13 protein-coding genes are annotated in these 17,112 nt (G+C 53.5%); 7 read left to right on the forward strand and 6 right to left on the reverse strand.

Features of this window, described 5'->3' with window-relative positions:
* The first annotated feature begins 142 nt into the window (after positions 1–142).
* The 7 genes from AAC599_RS02405 to AAC599_RS02435 all read left to right on the forward strand — a co-directional run bounded on the left by AAC599_RS02405 (position 143) and on the right by AAC599_RS02435 (position 10,282).
* A complete protein-coding gene (locus tag AAC599_RS02405; RefSeq protein WP_340148805.1) occupies positions 143–1,096 on the forward strand; it encodes a complex I NDUFA9 subunit family protein in 954 nt (317 codons plus the stop codon).
* Positions 1,097–1,395: 299 nt separating this feature from the next.
* Positions 1,396–2,838 carry an NAD(P)-dependent oxidoreductase gene (locus AAC599_RS02410; protein ID WP_340148806.1) on the forward strand — a complete coding sequence of 481 codons (1,443 nt, stop codon included), beginning with the start codon at positions 1,396–1,398 and terminating at the stop codon, positions 2,836–2,838.
* Positions 2,839–2,853: 15 nt separating this feature from the next.
* Positions 2,854–7,416, forward strand: coding sequence for a glutamate synthase large subunit (gene gltB, locus AAC599_RS02415; protein ID WP_340148807.1), 4,563 nt, complete (start codon positions 2,854–2,856; stop codon positions 7,414–7,416).
* A gap of 216 nt (positions 7,417–7,632) precedes the next feature.
* Entirely contained in the window at positions 7,633–7,905 is a 273-nt protein-coding gene (locus AAC599_RS02420) for a hypothetical protein (RefSeq protein WP_340148808.1), read from the forward strand.
* An 86-nt stretch (positions 7,906–7,991) separates the two neighbouring features.
* Positions 7,992–8,660 carry a glutathione S-transferase family protein gene (locus tag AAC599_RS02425; protein ID WP_340148809.1) on the forward strand — a complete coding sequence of 223 codons (669 nt, stop codon included), beginning with the start codon at positions 7,992–7,994 and terminating at the stop codon, positions 8,658–8,660.
* Positions 8,661–8,700: 40 nt separating this feature from the next.
* Positions 8,701–9,810: a tRNA epoxyqueuosine(34) reductase QueG gene (queG, locus tag AAC599_RS02430; RefSeq protein WP_340148810.1), complete on the forward strand. Its 1,110-nt coding sequence runs from the start codon at positions 8,701–8,703 to the stop codon at positions 9,808–9,810.
* On the forward strand, positions 9,794–10,282 hold the full coding sequence (locus tag AAC599_RS02435; protein WP_340148811.1) for a class I SAM-dependent methyltransferase: 489 nt from the start codon (positions 9,794–9,796) through the stop codon (positions 10,280–10,282). Before queG ends, AAC599_RS02435 begins: the two co-directional genes overlap by 17 nt.
* A gap of 6 nt (positions 10,283–10,288) precedes the next feature.
* Here AAC599_RS02435 and AAC599_RS02440 read toward each other — a convergent pair whose 3' ends face one another.
* From AAC599_RS02440 to AAC599_RS02465, 6 genes are all read right to left on the reverse strand, one after another.
* Positions 10,289–11,086 (reverse strand): glucose 1-dehydrogenase, encoded by a 798-nt coding sequence (locus tag AAC599_RS02440; protein ID WP_340148812.1) that lies wholly within the window; start codon positions 11,084–11,086, stop codon positions 10,289–10,291.
* Between the two features lie 96 nt (positions 11,087–11,182).
* Entirely contained in the window at positions 11,183–11,995 is an 813-nt protein-coding gene (gene xth, locus AAC599_RS02445) for an exodeoxyribonuclease III (RefSeq protein ID WP_340148813.1), read from the reverse strand.
* 23 nt (positions 11,996–12,018) lie between these two features.
* Positions 12,019–12,636 carry a hypothetical protein gene (locus AAC599_RS02450; RefSeq protein WP_340148814.1) on the reverse strand — a complete coding sequence of 206 codons (618 nt, stop codon included), beginning with the start codon at positions 12,634–12,636 and terminating at the stop codon, positions 12,019–12,021.
* A gap of 39 nt (positions 12,637–12,675) precedes the next feature.
* Positions 12,676–13,293, reverse strand: coding sequence for an outer membrane lipoprotein carrier protein LolA (locus AAC599_RS02455; protein ID WP_340148815.1), 618 nt, complete (start codon positions 13,291–13,293; stop codon positions 12,676–12,678).
* 94 nt (positions 13,294–13,387) lie between these two features.
* Complete coding sequence (locus AAC599_RS02460; RefSeq protein ID WP_340148816.1) at positions 13,388–15,763, reverse strand: DNA translocase FtsK 4TM domain-containing protein; 2,376 nt, start codon at positions 15,761–15,763, stop codon at positions 13,388–13,390.
* Between the two features lie 9 nt (positions 15,764–15,772).
* Positions 15,773–16,966 carry an aminotransferase class I/II-fold pyridoxal phosphate-dependent enzyme gene (locus tag AAC599_RS02465; protein WP_340148817.1) on the reverse strand — a complete coding sequence of 398 codons (1,194 nt, stop codon included), beginning with the start codon at positions 16,964–16,966 and terminating at the stop codon, positions 15,773–15,775.
* Positions 16,967–17,112 lie beyond the last annotated feature (146 nt).

Genomic DNA, 17,112 nt, shown 5'->3' on the forward strand with positions numbered 1-17,112 from the left:
ATGTCAACTAACTTCGTCAATTCTTTTAAAGTATTTTTCGGTTTGCACTTGGCGCAAGTGGTTTAAGCAGGTAAATATTGGCCCAGTTCAGGGGTAAGCGGGCATTGTTTTGGTGCTGCTTTAGGACAGAGGAATATAAGGTATGTCGGCTAAATTGATTACCATTTTCGGCGGTTCCGGTTTCATCGGACGCCATCTGGTGGGGCGGCTTGCAGCGAAAGGACATCAAATTCGCATCGCGACACGTGATCCAGAGAGTGCGGCACAGCTGATGACCCAGGGCACCGTGGGACAGATAGTCGGCTTTAAAACCAACGTCCGAAACCAGCTCTCTGTCGAGAAAGCCGTTGCTGGCGCCGATGTTGTGATTAACCTGGTTGGCATTCTCTATGAGAAAGGGGCGCAGAACTTCGGGCGTTTGCATGTGGATGCGGCTGAGAGGATTGCAGCTGCCGCGAAGGCAGCAGGTGCAAAACAGCTTGTCCATATGTCTGCACTCGGCGCGAGTAAAGATCACGACTCCGCCTACGCCCGCAGCAAGGCGGTTGGCGAGGAACTGGCGGCGAAAGAATATCCCGGTGCTACAATTCTCCGTCCCTCTGTTGTTTTTGGACGGGATGATGATTTTTTCAATCGGTTTGCAAGTATCTTGTCGCTGGCTCCGGTATTTCCCCTGGCGGATGGCGGAGACAAGAAAATGCAGCCAATATGGGTGGAAGATCTCGTGGATGCAATTGATCTGATACTGGAGACCCCGGAACAGCAAGGTAAAATCTGGGAGTTGTCGGGACCCGATGCATACAGCTTCTGCGAACTGATGGAGAAGGTGCTGGAGTTTACCAATCGTAAATGCCTGCTGTTGCCCGTTCCCTCGGGCATGATGTCGCTGATGGCAACGTTTTTGGCGTTGGCGCCCGGACGACCGCAGTTGACCCCGGATCAGGTCAAACTCCTGCAATATGATAATGTTCCGAGCGGCGACTTTCCGAATTTGGGGGATCTCGGCATAAAACCCGCAACTATTGACGTTATCGTACCGGAGTATCTGAAACGGTATCGTCGTGGCGGCGGCATGAAGTCAGACATCGCCGAATAGGTCCGAATCGGAACTAAAATATCCTAGTGTTAAAAAATATCTGACCAGTTTTACTTAGACCCAACGATGGTTTTGTAATTTTAGGTCATTCTTGCTGACATAAAATTACATTTTCGCTGGTATTCCTGATATAATTAAGGTATTCAGGGTCGTTGGTTCGCAATTTCCGGCTGTCCTGCCCTGTCTGAGAGGGCCTGGGAATGCCGGGCGCTGTATGCCGAATCTGACTTTGTAATAAGTATTGATCTTAAATTTGAATGGCTGAGCCCGGCACGCCGGGCTCGGAACGGGAATAGCTGATGACTGGAAAAATGCTGAAATTTGTCTCGCTGGAAAAGAAAATGCCAACGAAGCGCGCTGCGGATACACGGCGCCAGGATTTCAGCGAGATTTATGACGAATTCAACAGCGACCGCGCAACGGAGCAGGCAAGCCGCTGCTCACAATGCGGAATTCCCTATTGTCAGGTTCATTGTCCGGTTCAGAACAACATCCCGGATTGGTTGATGATGACGGCTGCCGGCCGTCTGGAAGAGGCTTATGAAGTCAGTCAGGCAACGAATAACTTTCCGGAAATTTGCGGACGTATCTGCCCTCAGGACCGCCTTTGTGAAGGATCCTGCGTGATTGAGAAAGGCTTTGAGTCCGTCACAATTGGCGCCGTGGAAAAATACATCACCGATACGGCATGGGAGAAGGGCTGGGTCAAACCAACCGTCCCGCATCAGGAGCGGGACCAATCCATTGGTGTGATCGGCGCCGGGCCCGGCGGTCTTGCGGCGGCGGATCAACTCCGTAAAAAAGGATATCAGGTACATGTTTATGATCGCTATGATCGGGTTGGCGGATTGCTGATTTATGGTATTCCCAATTTCAAGCTCGAAAAGGAAGTGGTTGAGCGGCGGGCCAAATTGTTGAATGACAGCGGCGTTACCTTTCATCTGAATTTCGATATCGGTCGCGATGCGACTCTTGCCGAACTTCGTGCAAAACATGACGCCGTTATAATTGCGACAGGCGTTTATAAATCGCGGGACATTTCCGTGCCTGGCAGCGGGGTTGCCGGCATTGTTCCGGCGCTGGAGTATCTGACGGCCTCAAACCGCAAAGGACTGGGCGATTCTGTCCCGGAATTTGAGGATGGAACGCTCAATGCCGACGGCAAGAATGTCGTTGTCATTGGTGGTGGTGATACGGCGATGGACTGCGTTCGCACGGCCGTGCGCCAGGGTGCGAAGTCCGTCAAGTGCCTCTATCGGCGGGACCGGAAGAATATGCCGGGATCCCTGCGCGAAGTTGAAAATGCTGAAGAAGAGGGCGTTGAGTTTGTCTGGCTGTCGGCGCCCAAGGCCTTTCTCGGGGACGACACCGTCCGCGGCGTCAAGGCGATCAATATGCATTTGGGGATAGCGGATTCAACAGGACGTCAGGTGCCGGTGGAGATTGACGGATCGGAGCATGACATCCCATGCGACCTTGCCATCAAGGCGCTCGGCTTCGATGCCGAGGATATTCCACAACTGTTCGATGAACCGGGTCTTGAGGTGTCGCGTTGGGGCACGATTTCCGTCAATTTCAAGACGGCGATGACCAATCTTGAGGGTGTCTTTGCCATTGGTGACATCGTGCGCGGGGCGTCTCTTGTTGTCTGGGCCATTCGAGACGGACGGGATGCGGCGCAATCCGTGCATCAGTTCCTTATGGAAAAACAGAGAAACGAACAATCGGCGCTGGCCTCTTAACGGAGTGAGATGAAAATGAAAAAGCAATTTGATAATCGGTCCGCCCGTCTCACCGCCGGTGAAGAGTTCGTCAAATCCTGGGCGGAGAATGCCGCGCATTTGCAGGCGAACGGCCTTTATGACCCGGCTGAGGAAAAGGATAACTGCGGCGTTGGTCTCGTGGCCGCTATTGATGGTAAACCATCGCGTTCCGTTGTTGTGGCGGGGATTGATGCGTTGAAGGCTGTCTGGCATCGCGGCGCTGTTGATGCGGACGGCAAGACCGGCGATGGCTGCGGCATTCATGTGCAAATTCCGCAGGACTTTTTTAAAGAGCATATTGCGCGCACCGGCCATGAACCCATTGACGGCAAACTGGCGGTTGGCATGGTTTTTCTGCCGAAGACAAATTTTGAAGCTCAGGAAACCTGCCGGACAATCGTCGAGAGCGAGATCCTCGCTTTCGGCTACTATATCTATGGTTGGCGACAGGTGCCGGTCGATGCAAGCATCATTGGTGAAAAAGCCAACGCCACCCGTCCCGAAATCGAACAGATCATGATCGCCAACTCACGCGGTGTGGACGACAATGAATTTGAACGCGACCTCTATATCATTCGGCGTCGGATTGAGAAGAAGGTCTTGGCGGCTCACATTAGCGGCTTTTATATCTGCACGCTTTCCTGCCGCTCCATCATCTATAAGGGAATGTTCCTGGCGGAGCAGCTTTCCAGTTTTTATCCCGATTTGTTGGACGAGCGTTTCGTGTCGACCTTTGCGATTTATCATCAGCGTTATTCCACGAACACTTTCCCGACTTGGAATCTGGCACAGCCATTCCGCATGCTCGCCCATAATGGTGAAATCAACACGATTCGCGGCAATATAAACTGGATGAAAAGTCATGAAATCCGCATGGTTTCCGATACGTTCGGAGACAAGTCGGATGATGTGAAGCCGATCATTCAGGCCGGAAGTTCCGACAGTGCGGCGTTGGATGCGGTATTCGAAGTTCTGGTTCGCGCGGGCCGTAGTGCGCCAATGGCGAAAACTCTGCTGATTCCCGAAAGTTGGGGAAACAAGGAGAATATGCCAGCGAAGCACAAGGCGCTTTACGCCTATTGCAACTCGGTGATGGAGCCATGGGATGGTCCGGCGGCGATCTGCGCGACGGACGGGCGCTGGGTTGTTGCCGGGATGGACCGCAACGGTCTTCGTCCTCTGCGCTATACAATCACCGGGGACAACCTGCTGCTTGTCGGTTCTGAGACGGGTATGGTCCCGGTCAATGAGTCAAAGATTACCCGCAAAGGCCGGGTTGGCCCGGGGCAGATGATCGGCGTCGACCTTCAGAAGGGCCGTTTCTATTTTGACCGTGAATTGAAAGACAAGATGGCGAATGCACAGCCGTTTGACAAATGGATCGAAAATACTGTCGATCTTGGCAGAAAAATTGCGGGATCACCGGAAGTGCGGAAGTTTGACCGGACAAACCTTCGGAAACGTCAGCTTTGCGCCGGCTGGTCACTTGAGGATCTGGAACTGATTGTCCAGCCTCTGGTCGAAGATGGCAAAGAGGCTGTCGGTTCGATGGGCGATGATACACCGCTTGCTGTGCTGTCCAATCAATATCGCGGCCTTCACCATTATTTCCGGCAGAGGTTCAGCCAGGTGACAAACCCGCCAATTGACAGCCTGCGGGAGCGCAGCGTCATGACGCTCAAGACTCGTCTTGGCAATCTGAACAACATTCTGGATGAGGATAAGAGCCAGGCTGAAATCCTGTCACTTGAATCGCCGGTGCTGACCAATGGCGAGTTTCATGCCATGCAGGAATATATGGGCGACGGTGCTCAGGTCATCGATTGCACCTTCAATGTTGATGATGGTCCGGATGCGCTGACCAACGCGCTCCGGTATATCCGGACAGAGGCGGAAAATGCTGTCAGGGGCGGTTGTGCCCATCTGATCCTGAGTGATATCACTTGCGATGAATCACGGGCACCTATTCCTTCTATTCTGGCCGCCGCCGGTGTTCATACGCATCTCGTAAACGAGGGGTTGCGGACCTTCACGTCCATTAACATCCGCTCGGGTGAATGTCTGGATGTGCAATATTTCGCTGTCCTGATTGGCGTGGGCGCGACGACGGTCAACGCCTACCTGCTGCAGGAAGCTATTATGGATCGTCATGAACGGGGCTTGTTCCCCGGTCTGGACGTTCAGAGCTGTCTGGCCCGTGCCAAAGATGCAATCGATCAGGGCCTGTTGAAGGTTATGTCAAAGATGGGCATTTCCGTCATTAGTTCCTATCGCGGTGGCTATAACTTCGAAGCGGTGGGGTTATCTCGGGCGCTGGTGGCGGAATTCTTCCCTGGCATGCCGTCCCGTGTATCCGGAATTGGTCTTCCGGGTATTCAGCACAAGGTAATTGAGCAGCACACCAAAGCCTATCGTGAGGATGTCATCAGCCTTCCTGTCGGAGGGTTGTATCGTTACCGCGCGTCAGGCGAGGTGCATTCATTTGATGGTGAACTCGTTCATCTACTGCAAACTGCAGTGGAGAAAGACAGCTACTCACTCTACAAAAAATACAGCGATGGAATGCGCCGGATGGCGCCGGTCAATTTGCGCGATCTGCTTGATTTCAAATCACAACGTCAGCCGATCTCCATCGATGAGGTGGAGAGTATCACGGAAATTCGCAAGCGGTTCGTAACCGGTGCGATGAGCCTTGGCGCCCTTAGTCGGGAAGCGCATGAAACACTTGCCATTGCTATGAACCGGATTGGCGGCAAGTCGGATAGCGGAGAAGGCGGTGAAGATGTAAGCCGTTATAAGCCGCGGGCAAATGGCGACAACGCGAATTCTGCCATCAAGCAGATTGCCTCGGGCCGTTTTGGTGTTACAGCCGAATATCTGAACAACTGTGAAGAAATCGAAATCAAGATTGCCCAGGGCGCGAAGCCCGGTGAGGGCGGCCAGTTGCCGGGTTTCAAGGTGTCGGAGATGATTGCAAAGCTCCGGAATTCGACCCCCGGCGTGACCCTGATTTCGCCGCCGCCGCATCATGACATCTATTCCATCGAAGATCTGGCACAGCTCATCTATGACCTCAAGCAGATCAACCCAGAGGCCCGGGTCTGCGTCAAGCTCGTCGCGGAAGCCGGTATTGGTACGGTCGCGGCCGGCGTGGCCAAGGCAAAAGCGGACGTTATCATGATCTCCGGCAACTCCGGTGGTACCGGCGCAAGCCCGCAGACGTCGTTGAAATATGCCGGTGTCCCCTGGGAAATGGGTCTGCCGGAGGTCAATCAGGTGTTGACCCTGAACAAGCTTCGCCACGGTGTTTTGCTGCGGGTCGATGGTGGTATGAAAACCGGCCGTGATATTGTCATCAGCGCGATGATGGGCGGAGAGGAGTATGGCCTCGGCACCGGTGCACTGGTGGCGATGGGCTGTATTCTTGTGCGCCAGTGTCATTCGAACACATGTCCGGTTGGTATTTGTACGCAGGACGAGGACCTTATCAAGAAATTCGAAGGGAACGCCGACAAGGTAGTCAATCTGTTCAGTTTCCTTGCTGAGGAGGTGCGCGAGATTCTGGCGCAGCTCGGATACCGGTCCTTGCAGGAAATCATCGGACGTAGCGGGCTGCTCTCGCAGGTCAGCCGTGGCTCGGCTCATCTTGATGATCTCGATCTGAACCCGCTGCTGGCTGAAGCCGATGCCGGAAACAATCCGCGCTATTGTGTCAATGAAGGACCGGTTCCCGTGCCGGAAACACTGGATGCGCAGATGATCATGGACGCGGCCAGTGTGTTCACAAAAGGCGGCGAGAAGAAGCAGCTTGCCTACAGTATTCGTAACACTCATCGGGCCATCGGTACCAAGCTGTCATCGCAGATCGTGCGGACATTCGGAATGACCGGGCTGGAGCCCGGCCATATCACCGTCCGGCTTCGTGGCTCGGCGGGGCAGTCTCTCGGCGCTTTTGCGGTTCAGGGGTTGAAGCTTGAAGTCCTCGGTGATGCCAATGATTACTGTGGCAAGGGACTGTCGGGCGGCAGCATTGTTGTCCGTCCCCTGACCTCAAGCCCGCTTAAATGGAATGAAAACGCCATCATCGGCAACACGGTTCTCTATGGCGCGACCTCAGGCTCGCTCTATGCAGCCGGTCAGGCAGGAGAACGGTTTGCCGTCAGAAACTCGGGCGCTATCTCAGTGGTCGAGGGTTGCGGTACAAATGGATGTGAATATATGACGGGTGGCATGGTTGCCATTCTGGGCACCGTTGGAGATAACTTCGCGGCCGGAATGACGGGCGGTATGGCCTTCGTATATGACATTGATGATGTCCTGCCTATTCACATTAATGGCGAATCAGTCGTGTATCAGCGGCTTGAATCCGCATACTGGGAAGACGTCCTGAAAAAGATGATTTCTGATCATGCTGAAAATACGCATTCGCAGTTTGCCCAGGCTCTTTTGGCTGACTGGGGCTGGGAACGGGAGAGATTTTATCAGGTTTGCCCGAAAGAGATGCTCAACAAGCTGGAACATCCGATATCGGACGAGGTTGCTCAGCGAACAGCGTGAGGATAATTAAGCCCGAATTTATGAAGCCGGAGCGATTAAGCTCCGGCTTTTTTGTGCGGCAGAATTTGCCGTAAACCGGATAGAAAGTCCCTTCTGGCGCCGGATTTCGCATGACTACAGGGCAAACAGGGCGATATTCGCCCATTCAAACTGGCATGGAGCTTGCTGCTATTCAGGTAACTCGAAGACATGAATACGGTTGCAGGAGATACCAAAATGGATAGCACAACGGCCTTTAAAAATCTGGATTCTGGATTGTCCGCCACCACATATGCCGATCCGATCATCAGCATGGTAGATGTCAAATGGGCGGCCCGCCGCTTCATCCTCGTCTATGGGGAGGAAGCTCCAGAAATGGCTCTTCGGCAGGTGGACCGGCTGGATCAGCTCGGCAAGATACGGGTTGCAGAAATGTTCGAACGAATTCGGCGTGAATGTGCGCGGCTACTTCAACGAAGTGAAAATCTTCGCATATATCCTGTCAACTGACGAACCGGTCAGCTGATCGCAACATTTTTAATAAAACCTGCAAACAGCCTATTCTACATTCCGGTCTCATGGGTTAATGTCTCCCCATGCGAACATTATATCATTTCTGGATTTCTCCTGCCTGCCGCAAAGTCCGTCTGGCACTGGCGGAAAAAGGATTGAAATTTGATCTTAAAATTGAGAAGCCTTGGGAACGGCGGCACAATCTTCTGGCCCGCAATCCGGCGGGAGAGGTGCCTGTGTTGGTGGACGAGAATGACATCATATTGTCCGACAGTCAGGCGATTTGTGAGTATCTTGACGAGACTTATGAGGATGTCCCGCTGTTCCCGAAGGATCGTCTTGACCGGGCTGAGGCACGCCGCCTTATTGGCTGGTTCGACCGGAAATTCTTCAACGAGGTGACGGATAACCTGGTTGAGGAAAAAATCATGAAGCGGCTGACCAAATCGGGAACACCGAATACGGCCGCGATCCGCGCCGGTCATCATAATATTCATTATCATCTCGAATATATTACCTACCTTGTGGAACGCCGGTCCTGGCTGGCGGGTGACGATTTCGGTCTTGCTGACATTGCCGCCGCCGCACAACTCTCCAGCGTCGACTATCTGGGAGACGTCCCGTGGGAGCAGCATCCATCCGCGAAAATATGGTATGCCCGGGCAAAGTCACGGCCGAGTTTCAGGGCCATTCTGGCGGATAATTTGCCTGGCATGCCCGCACCACCGCATTATGCCGACCTCGATTTCTAAATCAGACCCCCCCCATGTCGATAAGACGCGTATTCGCGAAATGGCGCAAGCTGAAGGATTTGATGCCGTCGGCTTTGCGCCCGCTGATATCGGTCAGATTCCGGGCAACAGATTGCAGGACTTCATCGCTCTGGAGCGCCATGGCGATATGGACTGGATTGTCGAGAAAGCGGCATGGCGCCGCCATCCGCAGGCGCTCTGGTCCGACGCGCGAACAGTGATTATGCTGGCTCTGAATTATGGTCCGGAAACAGACCCACTTGCTCATACTGGCAAGGCTGATCGTGGTGTTATTTCTGTTTATGCGCAGGGCCGTGACTATCATGACGTCATCAAGAAAAAGCTCAAGCGCATCGCGCGCGCGCTTCTCAAGGATTATGGAGGCGACGTTAAGGTATTTGTTGATACTGCACCGGTAATGGAAAAGCCGCTTGCGGCGGCGGCGGGCCTTGGCTGGCAGGGGAAGCACACCAATCTCTTAAGCCGGGAATATGGGTCCTGGCTATTTCTCGGATGTATTTTCACGACCCTTGATATTCCGCCGGATACGAGAGAAGAGGGGAGTTGCGGCTCCTGCACCGCCTGCCTTGATATATGCCCGACGAATGCCTTTCCTGCACCCTATCAGCTGGATGCGAAACGTTGCATTTCCTATCTCACGATTGAGACAAGAACACATATCGAGCGCGACCTGCGCCCATTGATCGGGAACCGGATCTATGGCTGTGATGATTGCCTGGCGGTTTGCCCATGGAATAAATATGCAAAACATGCCAGGGAATTGAGTTTAGAGCCAAAGCCGGAACTAAATGCGCCAAAACTGGCAGATCTCGTAACATTGGATGATGCGGCGTTTAGGGCACTGTTTGCCGGCACGGCAGTGAAAAGGCTCGGGCGTAATCGTCTTGTCCGGAACGTATTGATTGCAATCGGCAACGGCGGTAACAGTGAATATCTTGCAATCGTGAAGCCACTTCTCAGTGACGCGTCGCCGATTGTCAGGGTTGCCGCCGTCTGGGCGGTAGGCCGGCTCGCCGACATAGTATCCTATACTCGGTTGCGGGATGAATTTGCGGAACAGGAAACAGATGACGCTGTTCTCACCGAATGGAAATTGAGTGAGGGAGATTTTAATGAGTCGGCTGGATAGTTTTATACGGCGGGTGAGTGCGCAACGGGATTGCCTGAACCATGCGGCTGACTTGATAAAGGATTTCCCCGGCAGCGTTCTGGAACTGGGCCTTGGAAATGGCCGGACATATGACCATTTGCGTACCCTCATGCCGGAGAGGGATATTTATGTGTTCGATCGTCATGTGAAGGCGCATCCTGATTGCATCCCTGATGATGACCATATGATCGTCGGAGATTTTCTCGAAACGCTGCCGATCGCTCTTGAACGAATGAAAATGAAGGCGGTTCTGGCCCATTGCGATATTGGCTCCGGCGACAAGGCCGCGAGTGTCGCACTTGCAAAGATCCTTGGAGAGAGCCTGCCAAACTTGCTGGTGACCGGTGCCGTTATCGTCAGTGATCAGCCATTTGACCTCGATATCTGGCAAGGCCAATCACTGCCCGAAAGTGTGGCCGAAGGCCGTTACCATATATATCGTCAGGTATAGCGTTCTCTATCGCGCAAGATAGCCACCGTCCGCCACAAACTCGGCTCCGGTAACAAATGCGGCCTCGTCAGAGGCAAGATAGAGGATCATTGAGGCGATCTCCTCCGGTTTGCCAAGACGGCCAAGAGGGTGCGATTGTTTCAATCTCGTTTCTTCCGCTTCGCGTTCACTTTCGATGATTTTATCGAAGCGCCGCATCACCATAGGCGTTTCGATATATCCCGGATGAACCGAATTTACCCGGACGTTATAGCCTTTCTCTGCGCATTCAATCGCGGCGGCTTTGGTGAAGAGACGGACGCCGCCCTTGCTCGCCGCATAGGCCGAGATATTGGGCAAACCGACAAATCCGAGGACGGAGGAAATATTGACGATAGCGCCGCCGCCGGTATCTTTCATGCTGCTTACGGCGGCTTGCGTTCCGAGAAAAGTGCCGTCCAGATTGATTGCAATTGTTTGCCGCCAGAAATCATATGACATATCGAGCAAGCCCTTCGCCCGGCCGATGCCGGCGGAGTTGACCAGAATGTCCAGCCGTCCCCACCGTGCGACAACGGCATCAACAACTTTGCGCCACTCTTCAGGATTTACAACATCGAGGGATTGGTAAAACACCTCATGGCCTTCTCTCGCCAATTCCGCTGCCAGTTTCTCTCCCTTGTCCTGTTCAATGTCGGTGATGGCGACCTTCGCTCCTTCACGCAGGAACCTCTCGACGGTTGCGCGGCCAATGCCTGATGCGCCGCCAGTGACGAGGGCGATTTTTCCGTCTATTCGACCTGCTGAATTTGAATTCCCTGACATTATTCCTCCCCCTTTTTATTATTATCCAAGAACTTTGCCGCAAGCCTTGCCATCGGGCAAGCCCAAACCCGTGAATTCTAGGAGCGGAGGATTTCTCTACCGCATGCCGGTAAAGTCGAAATCGACAACGACGGGCGCGTGATCAGAGGGTTTTTCCCAGTCGCGCGGCGTCAGCATTATCTCCATAGCCTTCAGGTGGGGCTTGAGCGAAGGGGTGACCCAGACATGATCAAGCCGACGGCCACGATTGGACGCGCGCCAGTCCCGCGCGCGATAGCTCCACCAGGAGAAGAGGGGTTCAGGTTCCGGCACAAAATGGCGCATGGCATCAACCCAGCCGTGAGACTCATACATCCGTGTCATATGTTCCACTTCGACCGGTGTATGGCTGACAACCTTGAGCAGTTGCTTGTGATTCCAGACATCGGTTTCAAAAGGGGCGACATTCAGATCGCCCACCAGAATCATTTTATTGTCGTCCGCCCGTCGCTCCGTAAACCAGTCCGCCATTTCCGTCATGAAATCAAGTTTATGGGCGAACTTGTCATTCAGAGTGATATCAGCGATATCACCGCCTGCGGGAACATAGAAATTATGAATTTCTACGCCGTTTTCGAGTGTTATGGCAAGGTGACGCTTGTCGTCCCTGCCACACCACTGAATGGGCTCGGTTCGGGCAAAAGGAATTTTTGAGAAAATTGCGACGCCATTATAGCTTTTTTGTCCGGCAATGGCGTAATGCTCGTATCCCATCCCGGCAAAGTGTTTAAGCGGGAATTCATTGTCCGTTACTTTTGTTTCCTGCAGGCACAGGACGTCCGGCTGGCTTTGTTTGACAAAAGCTTCCACATGGGCAATGCGGGCACGAACAGAATTGACGTTCCAGGTGGCGACACGCAGTTGACTCATTTTTTCTCTTTCTTAGGCGATTCTTAGAAAATATTGAAGCTGTTGCCGGTAATGGCAATTGGCCAGTGGCCATGTTCAAAAAGCTTGTATTTAAGGGCAAAGGGGTGACTGTCTTCTTCTCCTGCAGCGAGGACCAGCGCCGCCTGGTGGCAGCTTTGCAGCGCTGATCCGACGGCGGCGCGGATCAACTCCTGATCCTCTACGACCGCGTCGGACGTGGCAACCTCTACGGCACTGTTGATGATGTCCGATGCCGTGGCCGAGACATGGGTGAGGGCGAGATTGAGATCCTCTTCGCTCATAAGCTCAAGGGCCGAAGTCGTTAGCGCCATACGGAGCTGTTCTTCCGCGTCCCACCATTCACTGTTGAACTCAGGGTTGGCAGCGGCATATGCTGCATCTTCCCAGCTTTCCACTTCTGCGACGAAAGCACCGGGGAAGCCCAGCCCGTCCATATAATCACGGGCCGCGATCAGGCTGTCCTGATCGAGAGGTTCACCGACTTCATTAAACCAGGGAATTGAAGGAATCAGCTTATTGAAGCGGACAACGGATATTAACGTCGGATAATCTTCGATGTCCGGCAGATCTTCATCGAAGTCGTCGTCATATTCCATATCGGTATCTCGGCTGTTGAACATGAACGATTTTCTAACATGGAACAGCAGATAAATTCATTCTTATTCGTACTGGCTGTCAAAGAAGGTGAAAAGTTCAGGTTTCAACTTGATATTTTTCTCCATCTTGCCGAGGCTGATGCTTGTCACCTGCCCTTGTGCATCGGTTACAAGCCACTGACGCAGCTGAAGTGGATTATCGCTAAAAATCAGCACGATATTGCCTTCGTCGGGATTTTCCGTATCGACAATGGTCAGGCGGAGCGTATTGGCGTCATTCTCGACCTTGGTGACGGTAACGTCATCACTTAAGTTTGCCTCCTCGTCAAGCAGGACATTCACAGGGGTTGCAGAGAGCGGCAAGCGGGTAGTTTCCTTAAGCTCCTTGTCATGGAAGACAAGCCAGAGCCCGTCCGCGACAACAAGGATCTGGGCGGGGGGCTTATACTCAAACCGCATACGACCGGGTTTGCGCATATAGACCTCGCCCTCGGCGATTCCACCGGCCGAGTCGATTTGCAGGAAGTCTGCTTTCATAGTCTTGATGGTGTCAAGGTAGGCCTCGACCCGATCAACCTCGGCCTGATCCTGTGCATTCAGTTCGGCAACCGCAGGGGAGGCACCGAGCACCAGAATCAGAAATGCATAAAGGGCATAGGCAGGTTTCAACAAGTAACGCATTTATTTCTCACTTTAAGATCAAAGCTGGTTCTTACACCGATATTCTTCAGATATGGGAATGCTCCGATAAAAAGCTAGAAAAAAGCCTGATCCTTTATCGTTCACGGTCATTGATGTCCCGGGCCAGCACTTCTCGTTTGCCCACGTGATTGGCGGCGCCGATGACACCTTCTTTTTCCATCTGGTCGATGATCCGCGCAGCACGGTTGTAGCCGATTTGCAAATGCCTCTGCACGAAACTAGTTGAGGCTTTCCGTTCCCGACAGACAAGCTCAACCGCTCGGTCATAAAGTTCATCGCCGGAATTCCCACCTGGTCCGCCTGACATTCCGTCAAATTCGCCCTGATCCTCTTCCGTGACTTCTTCCTTGTAATTGGGCTCGCCCTGCGTTTTCAGGAAACTGACAACCTGCTCCACTTCCTCGTCGGAAACGAACGGTCCGTGGACACGCTGGACCCGTCCGGCACCGGGCATGTAGAGCATATCACCCTGACCAAGGAGCTGTTCCGCCCCTTGCTCACCGAGCACGGTACGGCTGTCAATCTTGGAGGTAACCTGGAAGCTGATCCGGGTCGGGAAGTTCGCCTTGATGGTGCCAGTGATGACGTCAACAGATGGGCGCTGGGTGGCCATAATCACATGCAGCCCGGCGGCACGGGCCATCTGGGCGAGGCGTTGCACCGCTCCCTCAATATCCTTGCCAGCAACCATCATCAAGTCCGCCATTTCGTCGACAATGATTACGATCATTGGCAACGGCTCCGTATCGAGGGCCCGTTCTTCGAAAACCGGCTCGCCGCTCGCCGCGTCAAAACCTGTCTGGACGGTGCGTTTGAGAACTTCGCCCTTTTTCTGGGCTTCGCGAATACGCTGGTTATAGCCATCGACATTTCGGACGCCGAGCTCTGCCATCTTGCGGTAGCGATTTTCCATCTCCTTGACCGCCCATTTAAGGGCAACGACGGCTTTGCCCGGCTCGGTGACAACGGGAGCCAGCAAATGCGGAATTCCGTCATAAACAGACAGTTCCAGCATTTTCGGGTCAATCATGATAAAGCGGCATTCTTCCGGTGACAGCCGGTAGAGCAGGGACAGGATCATCGTGTTCACAGCGACCGATTTACCGGACCCTGTCGTACCGGCGATCAGCAGATGCGGCATCCGGGCAAGATCCGCCACTACCAGATCACCGCCAATATCCTTGCCAAGTGCAAGGGTTAGTTTTGAATTTGTGCTTTCATAAGCCGCAGCCGAGAGGAGTTCCCGTAGGAAGACGGTTTCCCGCCGCTGGTTCGGAAGCTCGATGCCGATGGCGTTGCGTCCGGGAATGACCGCAATACGCGTTGAAATGGCGCTCATCGAACGGGCAATGTCGTCAGCGAGTCCGATCACGCGGGAACTTTTCAATCCCGGGGCTGGTTCCAATTCGTAAAGAGTGACAACGGGTCCAGGCCGGACACGGCTGATATCGCCTTTGATGCCGTAATCATCCAACACGGATTCCAGCAATCTGGCGTTTTTGGATAACGCCTCTTCACTAACGGGCTTGGAGGCCTGCTTCGCACTCGGGAGCGACAGGAGATCAAGCGGCGGCAATTGATATTCATCTGCTGGGCCAAGCTTAAGTGCAGGTTGTTTTTCTGCAGCAACCCGCTTGCCGACGGCGGCGCTGGATTTACGCTGCTCGATCTGAGGTTCAATGGCCTTGCGGACTTCCGACTTTTTCGGCTTTGTTAATTGTGCTTTTTTCTTTCGGGGCGGGGCGTCCGCATCTTCGTCTTCTGTATCGTCTATGTCATCGGCACTACCGCGAAAGCGGAAATCCCGGAGATAACCGGGCGCCAGCAGCAATGTCTGCACAACGGCTTTCAGAGAAAGGCCGACAACCCGCCATTCCTGACCGGATACACCGAACGAAATAAGGAGAAGTATGGCGGCAATTACCAGCATGATCGGGCCAAGGATCGCGGGGTGAATATTCACGCCGATCTGCTGGCCGGCCACGATCACGGAATTGAAGATAACCTCTCCGACTATACCACCATAACCGGAATTAAGAGGCCAGCTATCTGTAACCGGCAAGGCGGCAAGTGTCGCCGCAGCAAAGGAAACCCCGAAAGGTAGCACTGCAAGATGGAGCCATCCCCAGCGAAGGCCGCGATGGGACATTACGCGCCAGGCCCAGGCGATGAGCCCGAGGATGAGTGCGACCGCGCCGAAGCCGATCGTTTGTAACAACAGGTCTGCAAGATGCGCACCGCCGAGACCCAGAAAATTACCAGCCGGATTGGCCGTCGCGTGGTTGAAGTTCGGATCGTCCGGGGAATAGGAAACAAGCGATAAAATACAAATCAGCGCGAGGATAAGAAGCGCAAACCCGCCCAGCTCGATAAGCCGTCGGTGAAGAAAATCTACGCTTCCACTCGGCAACAGGGAAATCGATTTGGAGCCTTTTGATTTAAACATCATACTGGTATTCTATAAGCTATTGGCCAGCCTAGATAAAGCCTCTTTGCTGTTTTCCGGTTCCGCAACGAGGGCGACACGAATATATGGATCGCCGGGGTTAATACCGTCAGCACCGGCAACACTCAAATACCGACCTGGCAATACCCGGATTGCAGCCCCTGTCCAGAGTCGTTTGGCCGCCTCGACACCATCGCCGACATCAAGCCAGAGGAAAAAGCCGCCTTCGGGGCGGTAAAATCCGAAATTCGTTCCGAAGATTTCCTCGGCCATATCGAATTTGGCGCGATAGAGAGCGCGGTTTTCCTTGACATGGGCATCGTCATTCCAAAGAGCGGCGGCGGCGGCACAGACCGGCAGCGGTGAGGCGGCGCCCGAAAAACTGCGCAAATTCAGGAAAGTTTGGATGAGCGATGTTTCGCCAACGCAGAACCCGGATCTAATGCCCGCGGCACTGGAGCGCTTGGAAAGAGAGTGAAAGGCAAGCACATGATCCAGTGCGCTTCCCTCCTCGGCACAGATCTCCAGAATTCCCGTTGGGGGCGTCTGGTCATAAATCTCGGAATAGCATTCATCCACGATCAACATGAAATCATGCTTACGCGCAAGGTTCAGCGCCGCTTTCAGATATGTCGCGTCAGCGACGGTTCCTTGCGGATTTGACGGATTGCAAAGATAGAAGGCAGACGTTCTGTCCAGCAGTTCCGGTTCGAGAGCATCAAGATCGGGAAAGAAATGCGTCGACTTTTCGGCGGGTAGGAATACCGGCTCCGCACCGGCCATCACCGCCGCCGCATGATAGACGTGATAGTAGGGGGTGGGCAGTAAAATTGCCGGTTGGGGCTGGTTATGCCCGGCCCGCTCCGTAAGAACGGATGCGATCATATACAGGGCTTCTTTTGTGCCATTTACCGGTGCGATGTTGCTATCCGCATCTATCATTCCGTCCTGAAGATCATATCGGCGATTAAGCCATCCCGTGATGGCAGCCCGTAATTCCGGGGTTCCGGCAATTGGCGGATATTTGCCGTACAAATGCTCATTCGCACGCAACGCATCGATCATTAACTGCGGGGGTTTGTGTTGTGGTTCTCCGATGGTCAGGAGCAAGGGAGCAAAACCAGGTGCAGGTGCCAGTGGATCTAGCAATCCGCGCAGGGCATCAAAAGGAGAACCGCGTAAATGGGATAATTCGGAATTAATCATATGGCCGGATGCCAGTACTAAAGGGTATAAAAAAACACGCTAGAATCTAGATAATTCACTGCGGCGATACAAGCTGCATAATATGCTGCGGCTTGTTATTTGCTCTTAGCGTGCTTTTATACCACTTTTCCCGGCATCATGGTGCC

Source organism: uncultured Sneathiella sp. (assembly GCF_963976355.1).
Taxonomy (GTDB): Bacteria; Pseudomonadota; Alphaproteobacteria; order Sneathiellales; family Sneathiellaceae; genus Sneathiella.

Coding starts and splice junctions, on each gene's coding strand:
- AAC599_RS02450 (WP_340148814.1), bottom strand. CDS start 12,636: ATGTTCAACAGCCGAGATACCGATATGGAATATGACGACGACTTCGAT.
- queG (WP_340148810.1), top strand. CDS start 8,701: ATGGCGCAAGCTGAAGGATTTGATGCCGTCGGCTTTGCGCCCGCTGAT.
- xth (WP_340148813.1), bottom strand. CDS start 11,995: ATGAGTCAACTGCGTGTCGCCACCTGGAACGTCAATTCTGTTCGTGCC.
- AAC599_RS02460 (WP_340148816.1), bottom strand. CDS start 15,763: ATGATGTTTAAATCAAAAGGCTCCAAATCGATTTCCCTGTTGCCGAGT.
- AAC599_RS02440 (WP_340148812.1), bottom strand. CDS start 11,086: ATGTCAGGGAATTCAAATTCAGCAGGTCGAATAGACGGAAAAATCGCC.
- AAC599_RS02455 (WP_340148815.1), bottom strand. CDS start 13,293: ATGCGTTACTTGTTGAAACCTGCCTATGCCCTTTATGCATTTCTGATT.
- gltB (WP_340148807.1), top strand. CDS start 2,854: ATGAAAAAGCAATTTGATAATCGGTCCGCCCGTCTCACCGCCGGTGAA.
- AAC599_RS02425 (WP_340148809.1), top strand. CDS start 7,992: ATGCGAACATTATATCATTTCTGGATTTCTCCTGCCTGCCGCAAAGTC.
- AAC599_RS02435 (WP_340148811.1), top strand. CDS start 9,794: ATGAGTCGGCTGGATAGTTTTATACGGCGGGTGAGTGCGCAACGGGAT.
- AAC599_RS02465 (WP_340148817.1), bottom strand. CDS start 16,966: ATGATTAATTCCGAATTATCCCATTTACGCGGTTCTCCTTTTGATGCC.
- AAC599_RS02410 (WP_340148806.1), top strand. CDS start 1,396: ATGACTGGAAAAATGCTGAAATTTGTCTCGCTGGAAAAGAAAATGCCA.
- AAC599_RS02420 (WP_340148808.1), top strand. CDS start 7,633: ATGGATAGCACAACGGCCTTTAAAAATCTGGATTCTGGATTGTCCGCC.
- AAC599_RS02405 (WP_340148805.1), top strand. CDS start 143: ATGTCGGCTAAATTGATTACCATTTTCGGCGGTTCCGGTTTCATCGGA.